Annotated in this window: 8 protein-coding genes; 5 read left to right on the forward strand and 3 right to left on the reverse strand. The window is 70.9% G+C overall.

Annotated elements, in window-relative coordinates; translation table 11 throughout:
- The coding region (locus ABNT58_RS12250) for an MCP four helix bundle domain-containing protein (RefSeq protein WP_348753755.1) at nt 1-798 on the reverse strand (798 nt) is incomplete at its 3' end.
- Nucleotides 799-974: 176 nt separating this feature from the next.
- Between ABNT58_RS12250 and ABNT58_RS12255 the strand changes: the two genes are divergently transcribed.
- From ABNT58_RS12255 to ABNT58_RS12275, 5 genes are all read left to right on the forward strand, one after another.
- Complete coding sequence (locus ABNT58_RS12255) at nt 975-2,159, forward strand: acetyl-CoA C-acetyltransferase (RefSeq protein WP_348753756.1); 1,185 nt, start codon at nt 975-977, stop codon at nt 2,157-2,159.
- A gap of 64 nt (nt 2,160-2,223) precedes the next feature.
- Complete coding sequence (locus tag ABNT58_RS12260; RefSeq protein WP_348753757.1) at nt 2,224-2,757, forward strand: PaaI family thioesterase; 534 nt, start codon at nt 2,224-2,226, stop codon at nt 2,755-2,757.
- A 149-nt stretch (nt 2,758-2,906) separates the two neighbouring features.
- On the forward strand, nt 2,907-4,322 hold the full coding sequence (locus ABNT58_RS12265) for a glutamine synthetase family protein (protein ID WP_348753758.1): 1,416 nt from the start codon (nt 2,907-2,909) through the stop codon (nt 4,320-4,322).
- Between the two features lie 45 nt (nt 4,323-4,367).
- Entirely contained in the window at nt 4,368-5,663 is a 1,296-nt protein-coding gene (locus tag ABNT58_RS12270) for an FAD-binding oxidoreductase (RefSeq protein ID WP_348753759.1), read from the forward strand.
- On the forward strand, nt 5,660-6,424 hold the full coding sequence (locus ABNT58_RS12275) for an SDR family NAD(P)-dependent oxidoreductase (RefSeq protein WP_348753760.1): 765 nt from the start codon (nt 5,660-5,662) through the stop codon (nt 6,422-6,424). Before ABNT58_RS12270 ends, ABNT58_RS12275 begins: the two co-directional genes overlap by 4 nt.
- Before the next feature lie 105 nt (nt 6,425-6,529).
- Here ABNT58_RS12275 and ABNT58_RS12280 read toward each other — a convergent pair whose 3' ends face one another.
- Both ABNT58_RS12280 and ABNT58_RS12285 read right to left on the reverse strand, forming a co-directional pair.
- Nucleotides 6,530-7,216, reverse strand: coding sequence for a PEP-CTERM sorting domain-containing protein (locus tag ABNT58_RS12280; protein ID WP_348753761.1), 687 nt, complete (start codon nt 7,214-7,216; stop codon nt 6,530-6,532).
- 25 nt (nt 7,217-7,241) lie between these two features.
- The gene (locus ABNT58_RS12285) at nt 7,242-9,380 is read right to left on the reverse strand and encodes a glycoside hydrolase family 3 N-terminal domain-containing protein (protein ID WP_348753762.1); all 2,139 of its coding nucleotides are present in this window, start codon (nt 9,378-9,380) and stop codon (nt 7,242-7,244) included.
- Nucleotides 9,381-9,910: the final 530 nt, after the last annotated feature.

Below are 9,910 nucleotides of genomic sequence, written 5' to 3' on the forward strand. Positions count from 1 at the left end.
CACGCTGCTCACCGAGGCATTGAGTGCGGCCTGCATACGGGCCAGCGCCCGCAACAGGTCACCCAATTCGTCGCGGCGGTCGCTGCCCACCGGCACGCTCAAATCACCGTCGGCAATGCGGTCGGCGGTGGCGGCGGCATGGGCCAGCGGCCGGGTGAGCGAGCGGGTCAGCAGCACTGCGACCAAACCTCCCAGCAGCAGCGCCACGGCGATCATCGCCACGATGCCCCAGCGCACCGAGGCGTAGTCTCGGCTGCTGCGGGCCGAGGCCTCGGCCGCACCCTGGGTGTTGCTCTGGGTCAGCGTCACCATCGCGTCGGTGGTGGCCCGGAAGGCCTTGCGCGAGTCGCCACGAAGGAAAGCGCGGGCCTCTTCGGCGCGGCCTTCCTTCAACAGCGCCACCAGCTGTGGCTGGCTGGCGCGGTAGCGCTGCACGGCGCCCTGCAGCGCCCCGAAGGCCTGGCGCTCGGCCTGGTCGCCCAAGGTGCGTTCATAGGCGGCCATCAGCGGCGGCAGCAACTCCCACTGGCGGGCAATGCGGGCGGATTCGTCCTTCATCGCCTGCTCGTCGCCGCCCAGCAGCATCTGCAGCTCGGCCCGGCGCATCTGGTTCAGCGCCTCGTTGATGCCGGCCAGCTGCTGGGTGCTGGGCAACCAGTCGTCGGCCAGGGCCGTCACGCTGTCGTGCACCCGGCCCACCCGGTCCAGGGCATACAGGCCCATCGCCAGCACCAGCGCCAGCAGCACGGCAAAGCCGGCCGCCAGACGCACACCCACACGCAGGTTCGACAAGCGCATCGCGACGACTCCTTCATGCACCACCGGGCTCGCAGCCCGTCAGCCGGTATCGGACGCGATGGGCCCGGGCTTTAGCCGCCGGCCTCCGCGGCCCGGGCCGAGCATGTGCGCAAGAACGTGACGAGGACGTTTTTTGTATGATGGTCATCATATTCACGAAGCCTCCTGGAGACGCCATGAGTCCCACCGAAGTTGTGCTGTGCGCCCCTGTCAGAACCCCCATCGGCGGCTTCAACGGCACCTTGAAGGACACGCCGGCCACCGACCTGGGGGCGGCGGTGATCCGCGAGACGCTGCGGCGCTCGGGCCTGCAGGCCGACCATGTGGACACGGTGCTGATGGGCCAGGTGGTGCAGGCCGGCGCCCGCATGAACCCGGCGCGGCAGGCCACGCTGGGCGCCGGCCTGCCGGTGCAGGTGCCGGCGCTCACGCTCAACCGGGTCTGCGGTTCGGGGGCGCAGGCCATCGCCAGCGCGGCGATGGAGGTGCTGGCCGGCCAGTCGCGCGTGGCCATCGCCGGGGGCATGGAGAACATGGACCAGGCGCCCTACCTGGCGCCAAGCGCCCGCTGGGGCCAGCGCATGGGCGATGCGGCGCTGCTCGACAGCCTGCTGCGCGACGGCCTGAACGACGCCTTCAGCGGCCAGCACTCGGGCTGGCACACCGAAGACCTGGCCACGCGCTACGGCGTCACGCGGGAGGACCAGGACCGCTGGGCCGCACGTTCGCAGCAGCGCTTCAGCGCGGCGCAGGCGGCCGGCCGGTTTGCTGAAGAGATCGTGGCGCTGGACCTGCCCGGCCGCAAGGGCCCGGTGCGTTTCGACAAGGACGAGGCCAACCGCCCCGACACCACGGTGCAGGCGCTGGCGCGGCTCAAGCCCGCCTTCCGCCAGGACGGCACCATCACCGCCGGCAATGCGCCGGGCCTGAACAGCGGCGCGGCGGCCCTGGTGGTGGCCGAGCGCGGGTTTGCCGAGGCCCAGGGCCTGCAGCCCTGGGCGCGGCTGGTATCGCATGCGGTGGTGGCGGTGGAGCCCGGGCTGTTCGGCATCGGCCCGGTGCCCGCGGTGCGCGCCGCGCTGGCCCGTGCCCGGTGGCAGCTCACCGACGTGGACCGCATCGAGATCAACGAAGCCTTCGCGGCCGTCACGCTGGCCTGCCTGCGCCAGCTGGAACTGCCCGAAGACATCGTCAACGTCGAAGGCGGCGCCATCGCCCACGGGCATGCGATCGGCGCCACCGGCGCGGTGCTCACCACACGGCTGCTGCATGCCATGCGGCGCGACGGCCTGCGGCGCGGCATCGTCACGCTGTGCATCGGCGGCGGCCAAGGCATTGCGCTGGCCCTGGAAGCGCTGTGAAGCCGGACCTGAACCGGACCCTGGGTCGCCCTGGCGGCCCCTTCAGCCCGATCGAGGAGGCCACATGGATGTGACGCAGGTGCTCGAACAGTGGGAGCGTGACGAACAGGCGGTGCGGGCGCGGCTGCGGCCAAAGGACGCACCGCGGCCGACGATCCAGGTGCAGACGCTCACCGGGCTGGAAGTGCTGCAAGCCATCTTCGCGGGCGAGCTGCCGCCGCCCCCGATCGGCGAGACGCTGGACTTCGTGCCCATCCACATGGCCGCGGGGCTGGCGGTGTTTCAGGGGCGGCCGCTGCGCCGCCACTACAACCCGCTGGGCACGGTGCACGGGGGATGGTTCGCCACCTTGCTCGACTCGGCGGTGGGCTGCGCCGTGCACACCCTGCTGCCGGCCGGCCGCAGCTACACCACGCTGGAACTCAAGCTCAACCTGGTACGCGCGCTGACCGATGCCACGCCGCTGGTGCGCGCCGAAGGCAGGATCATCCACGCAGGGCGTCAGGTCAGCACCGCCGAGGGCCGCATCGTCGGCCCGGACGGCCAGCTGTATGCGCATGCCACCACCACCTGCCTGGTGCTGGAGCCGAGGTCGTAGCACCGGGGCCGACCCGCCAAGCGCGCTGCCCGCACGGCCTCCCGGCCAAGTGGACCGCCCGCCCTGGCCGCAGTGGCCCACGCGACCACGGGCGCGGCTTCTAGGATGCAGCGAAACCACCGCCGGAACCGGCGTTCCGGCCCTTCGCCATGCATCCAGACGTCCACGCCCTTCGCCCCCTGCCCGCCCATCCTCCGCTCCGCCCCGACCGCCAGGCCCTGGCCGGCCTGCTGGCCGACTGGCGCATCGACGACGTCGAGTGCGCGCTCGGCGACTTCACGTCGCTGGCCCGCGGCAAGCGCCTGCGGGTGGCCGACTTCCTGGCCGCCGCTGGCTGCCGGCTGCCCACCGTGATGCTGGGCATGGGCCTGACCGGCGGTTCGCCGATGGAGGTGTTCGGCAGCATCCTGCCGCAGGCCTACCAGGACCTGCAGCTGGTGCCCGATGCCACCAGCCTGCGCCGGCGCCCCGGCCGCCGGCGTGAAGCCACCGTGCTGTGCGAGCCGGCCGGCCAGTGGCATGCGCCGCGCTACGGCCGCCTGCTGCAGGCGGCCGAGCTGTCGCCCCGCGCCGCGCTGCGCCGCGTGCTGCAGGCCTATGCGGCGCAGGGCCTGGCCGTGAAGGCGGCGCCCGAGATGGAGTTCTTCCTGCTGTCGCGCCAGCCCGAAGGCCTGGGCAGCGCCAAGCCCTGGCGCGATGCGCCGGTGCAGGAAACCGCCTGCGAGCAGTACTCGCTCGAGCGCGCCAGCCACTTCGACGCCTACTTCGACGAGCTGTACGGTGCGGCCGACACGCTGGGCATTCCGCTGGCCGGCCACCTGCACGAGGCCGCCTTCTCGCAGTTCGAGGTCAACTTCCACCCCGGCGAGCCGCTGGCCCAGGCCGACGCGGTGTTCCGCTTCAAGCGCCTGGCGCGCGAGGTGGCGGCGCGGCACGGCTTTCTGGCCAGCTTCGCGGCCAAGCCCTTCCTGGACCAGCCGGGCACCGGCATGCACTGGCATTTCAGCGTGCAGCGCACCGGGGCCGACTGGCCGCACCTGTTCGCGCAGCCCGACGGCCGCTCGTCGCCCGAGCTGCTGCACTTCCTGGCCGGGCTGCAGGCCGGCGGGCCGGCGGCCATGGCCTGGGCAGCGCCGCACGACATGTCCTTCGACCGCGTGCGCCACAGCGATTCTTCGCCCACCCATGCCGACTGGGGCGAAGACGACCGCCATGCCGCCTTCCGCATTCCCGCTTCCGACGCGGCCGGCCGGCGGGTGGAAAACCGGCTGCCCGGCGGCGATGCCAACCCCTACCTGGTGGTGGCCGCCACGCTGGCCCTGGGCCTGGACGGGCTGCAGGCCGGCCAGCCGGCCCGCGCCGGCCGCGATGCGGCGCCTGCGCTGCCGCGCAGCCTGCCGGCCGCGCTCGATGCGCTGGAAGGCAGCGATGCGCTGCGCCGCTGGTTCGGCGATCCGCTGATCGACCTCTTCGTCGCGCTCCAGCGGCATGAGCACCGCGAGCGCCACGCCGCGCAAGACCCCCGCGCGGCCTGGGACCTGCGCCACCTCATCGAGCTGGCCTGAAGGCAGCGCCCGCCCCCTTTCTTCATTCTTGCCAGGAGCCGCCCCATGTTCCGCGGAAGCACCGACTACATCGACAGCTACTATGCCGCCACCTCGCGCGACCGCCAGCGCCGCCGCCCCAGCCTGCCCGGGCCGATCGACGCCGACGTGTGCGTGGTGGGGGCCGGCTTCTTCGGCCTGTATTGCGCGCTGGAGATGGCCCGCGCCGGCCGCAAGGTGGTGGTGCTGGAAGCCAGCCGCGTGGGCTGGGGCGCCTCGGGCCGCAACGGCGGGCAGCTGGTCTCGGGCTTTGCCTGCGGCATGCAGCGGCTCAAGGCCGTGATGGGGCATGAACGCGCCAAGGACATGTTCCATGAATCCTTGCGCTCGGTGCGCAAGATCCGCGACCTGATCCGCGACAACGCCATCGACTGCGACCTGGCCGAAGGCCATGTGGAAGTGGCGGTGCTGCCGCGCCGCGTCAAGCTGCTGACCGATGGCATCGAAGAGGCCTCGCGCGAATGGGGCTACGACGGCTTTCGCTTCATCCCCAAGGCCGAGCTGCCGCGCTATGTGGATTCGCCGCGCTTCCAGGCCGGCCTGCTGGACGACTCGGCCGCGCACATCCACCCGCTGAAGTACATCCTGGGCCTGGCCGAGGTGGTGGAGCGCGCCGGCGCGACGATCTACGAGAGCACCCGCGTGGCCGGCTATGAGCAGGGCGCCGACGGCATCACCGTGCGCACCGAAGACGGCGCCGCCGTGCGCTGCCACCAGCTGGTGCTGGCGGCCAATGCCTACGTCGACAAGGTGGACCGCCGGCTGCAGTCTCGCGTGCTGCCGGTGGGCAGCTTCATCGGCGTGACTGAGGTGCTGGGCGAAGCCGCCTGCCGCCGCCTGATGCCGCACAACCATGCGGTCTACGACAACCAGTTCATCCTCGAGTACTTCCGCACCACGCGCGACCACCGGCTGCTGTTCGGCGGCGGCTGCACCTACATGGGCGGCACGCCGGCCGACCTGCCGACGGTGATGAAGGGCCACATCACGCGGGTGTTTCCGCACCTGCAGCCCGTGAAGGTGGACTACGCCTGGGGCGGCCACATCGACATCACGCTGCGGCGCATGCCCGACTGGGGGCGACGGGGAGACCGCATCTTCTGGGCGCAGGGCTTCTGCGGCCACGGCATCGTGCCCACCCGCGTGGCCGCCACCGTGGTCACCGAGGCGATGAAGGGCCAGCCCGAACGGCTGGATGCCTTCAACGGCATCGTCAACCCGCCCTTTGCCGGCGGCGAATGGCTGGGCGGCGTGCAGCAGGCCATCGGCATGAGCTGGTACCGGCTGAGGGACGTCGTATGAGCGGTGCATTGCAAGGCAAGGTCTGCCTGATCACCGGCGCCACCTCGGGCATCGGCCGCGCCATCGCCGAGGCCTTTGCGGCGGCGGGTGCCACGCTGGTGCTCAGCGGCCGCGACGAGACCCGCGCCCAGGCGCTGCTGACGGCACTGCGCGCGCAGGGCCATGAGGCGCATTTCATCGCCGGCGACCAGGCCGACCCCGCCACCGCGGGCCGCCTGGCCGAAGCGACCCTGGCGCTGCACGGCCGCATCGATGTGCTGGTGAACAACGCCGGCATGCTGACCAACGGCACCGCGCTGGAAACCACCGATGCGCAATGGTCGCGGCTGCTGGAGGTGAACCTCAGCGCGCCCTTCCGCCTGTGCCGGGCGGTGCTGCCGGCCATGATCGCGGCCCGCCGCGGCAGCATCGTCAACGTGGCGTCCGACTGGGCGCTGATGGGCGCCCGCGGCGCGCTGGTGTACTGCGTGTCCAAGGCGGCGCTGGCGCAGATGAGCCGCTGCATGGCGCTGGACCACGCCACCGAAGGCGTGCGCGTCAATGCCGTGTGCCCCGGCGATACCGACACGCCGATGCTGGACCAGGCCTTCGACAACGGCGACAGCGACGCCAAGATGCAGACGCTGGCCAGCGGCATTCCCATGGGCCGCGTGGCCCGGCCGCAGGAGGTGGCCCAGGCCGTCGTGTTCCTGGCCTCCGATGCGGCCAGCTTCATGACGGGTGTGCTGCTGCCGGTGGACGGCGGCACCTCGGCCCAATGAGCGTGAGGCGCCGCCGATGACCTTTGCACGACCGCGCATCCTGGTGCCGGCCTGCCGCCAGACCGGCCAGGACTTGCCCGGCCGGGCCTGTGGCCTGGGGTCCTTTCAGCGCGACCGACCCCTCATCCGACGCGCTGCGATGAAGCCGAGACCGCCCAGCGCCAGCGCCCAGGAAGCAGGCTCCGGCACCGGGGCCAGCGTCACGTCGAAGGCCAGCTGCGCTGCGGAGTGGGCGAAGCCGCCCTGCAGCTCGGTGCTGGCCTCGCTGAACAGCTGGATGTCCACCGTGCTGTCCGCCCCCAGGATCAGGCTGCGGTGGGTGAAGGTGCCTGCCGTGTCGAAGGTCTGTGCAAACACGGTGGCGCCGCCGCTGCTCACCGTCACCGAGAAGCCGCTGTAGGCCCAGGAAGCGTTGTCCGCCGCGCCATCGACGCTGTAGGTCAGCCGCAGGTCCAGCGTGCCCGGCGTGGCATAGCTCGACGTGAAGTGCACGTCGGCCGCAGCGCTCGAGAACGTGGCCTTGCTGTCCACCTCCGCGGTGGTGACCAGCAGGCCGCCCGTCGCCAGGGCGCTGGCACTGGCGAAGTCGCTCGTGTTGAAGGCCGTCGCCTGCGAGATCAGCGGGTCCGTCAGTCCGCCGCCATCAGGGCTGATGCCCGATTGGGTATCGGCCGCGTCGCTGATCAGGGCGACGGCGTTGGTCTCGTACTGCATGGCCGCCGGACCCGGCGCCGCCGCTGCGAAGGCGGACGCGGTCGACAGAACGGCCGCCACCAAAAGATGTGTGTTCATGGATGTTCCGTTGCGAGCCCTGGGATCAGAAGCCGGTCTTGCCGAAACCGAAGGTGTAGCGGTCGTTGACGGCGTTGCGATAGGCGTAGTCGAACGTCTCCGCATAGCTCGGCACGTCGCCGGCATTGGCGTCGACCGCCGCCTGGCTGGCGGGGATGGCCATCACCAGCCGGCCGCTGGGCTGGAACTTGCCGCGCAGCAGGTCCAGCAGGGCTTCGGCCTTGACGTCGTAGGTGCCGATCACCGCAGCAGCGCCGGGTTCCACGTCGTTGATCACCCAACCGGTGGTCAGGTTGATGGCCAGCGCCGTCGGCACCAGGGCCTGGATCTGCTGGATGCGGGCCACGTCCACACCGGTGCCGGTGCCCAGTGCGATGTTGACCCGGTCGGCCAGGGTCTCGAACTGCGGCTGCACCCACAGCAAGGCGGCATTCGCCTGGGAGGGCGAATCGACGACCTTGATCTTGGGGTCGTTGGCCAGCAGGGCCTTCAAGGCAGCCGTCTGCTGCGCGGCCGCCGTGCCCGCGGTGAACACCTCCACGTACAGGTTGGTCGTTCCCTTCAGCGGCAGCAGCTGCCGGTCGTTGCGCATCAGCACCAGCGACTGGCGGTGCGCCTGGTCGGCCACCAGCTGGTTGGCGGGGGCCTTGGCGATCGCCTGCGCCGCTTCCGGATCGGTGTACGGGTTCTCGAACAAGCCCAGGTTGAACATCTCGGTCAGCAGGTGGCTGACCGGCCTGTTCAAGTCGGCTTCGGCCAGCAGCCCGTCGCCGACGGCCGCGATCAGCTCGGCCGGGTTGCTGCCGCCGGAGATGATGTCCGCGCCGGCCTTGACGGCCTTGGCCCAGCGTTGCGGTGCGGTCAGGCTCTCGACACCAAACGCCTGCGAGGTGAGCACCCCGGTGTCGGAGTTCAGCACGCCCTTGAAGCCCAGCTGGTCACGCAGCAGCCGGGTGATCAAGGTGTGGTTGTAGACACCGGCCACATCCTCGAACTGCTTGCTCGGCGACTGCCACCACTCGGCCGGCAGCTGCGGTGCGCTCAGCGCGTTGCTGGGGCGGTTGTAGTAGGACATGACGGCGCTCACGCCGGCATCGATGGCAGCCTTGAACGGCGGCAGCTGGTAGGTGAACAGGCTGCCCGGCGTCGGGTACACGGCGTACTGGCCCGGCTCATTGTGCGGGTCCAGGCCGCGCAGCACCGCGCCGTCACCGGGGAAGTGCTTGATCACCTGGGCGATGGAATCGCTGCCCAGCCGGCGCCCCTGGGTGCCGATCACCAGGTCACGCGCGATCTGCGAGTTCAGCTCCAGCCCCTCGCCGAAGGTGGTGCGATTGCGGCTCCAGCGCGGCTCGGTCGCCAGCTCGACCTGGTAGCCATAGATGCGGCGGATGCCCAGCGCGCGCCACTCCTGGCGCGCAATGCCTGCAAAGTCCTTGATGAGCTGCGGATTGTTGGTGGCCGCCATGCCCAGCGTGCCCGGCCAGATCGACAAGGCGCCTGCACCGCCGCCCGGCTCGAACACCGCGTTGCCACCGCTCAGGTGGTTCAGCGGGTTGGAGATCATCACCACCGGAATGCCCAGGCGCGAGGCTTCGGCCCGCTCCTGGATGCCGTTGATGCGGTTGGCCAGGTCCCGGCCCTGGAAGCTGCTGGAGCGAAGGATCAGGTAGCGGATGTGGTTGTCCAGGGTGGCCTGCACCTGGGCGTCGGTGAAGTTGGCGGGAATGCCCATCAGGCCCGCCTTCTCCTGCAGCGACATGCGGGACACCAGATCGGCCACCCGCTGGTCCACCGGCAGACGCCAGTCTTCGTAGCGGTCGAGCTGACCGTTGCCGTTCAAGTCCTTGAACTGCTGTCCGCCCACCGTCAGCACCGGCTTTTGCCGCGCCTGGACTTCCGTGGCCTTGAGCACCTTGACCGTGCCATGCGCCACCACGCCCTGGGCCTCGCCACCATTGCAGGCGAGCGAGCCGGTGACCAGGGCCTGCGACTCGTCGAAGCCGGGCAGCACCCACTTCAGGTCCGCCTTGCGGAACGCAGCGACGTAGGTGCGGCGGTCCGCCGAGGCCGCCACCGACAGGGCGCTGGCCGGCCCCATCCGCACGTCGGACAGGGCACAGGCCGCGAGATCGCCGGTGGCCGCCGAGATGACGACGTTCACGCTCCCCTGGAGCGTTCGCATGTTGATCGTCTCGGGCATGAACTTGGCCTGCAGTGCCGACGGCGACTGTGCAAGCACCGCCGCCGGCAGGGCCATGCCTGCAAAGGCGGACCAAAGGGATGCACGGCAGAGCTGCCGCGCCGGGCGCCGGGCTGCGCGTGACGGGGGGTTCATCGACATGTCTTCTCCTGCGACGTTTGTGGCGTTCCGACGAGCCGGACGCGAGCGCATTGAAGCGAGCGGCGTCAGCTGCGTCCAATACCGGGAGTAGCGGCGATCGATACCGCGCCGGTAACGCGCCCCGGCGCAACCGTTTCCGGCCCGCCGGTGACTCCGATCAGGCCCCTGTCGACGGGCCGCCGGTCAGGGCTTTCCCCGAGTTGTTCGGCCCGCGGCGGCCGCAGCGCTAGTGCAAGCACCTAGGCAAGCCTGCTCCGCGTCAAGGAACGAGAGTGGCGGGTGACCGGGGTGGCGATCTGGCCGGCGCCGAACCGAGCGGTGCGCAGCGCAGCGACCTGCAAGCCGGTCAG

The organism is uncultured Aquincola sp., from assembly GCF_964001545.1.
Taxonomy (GTDB): domain Bacteria; phylum Pseudomonadota; class Gammaproteobacteria; order Burkholderiales; family Burkholderiaceae_C; genus Aquincola.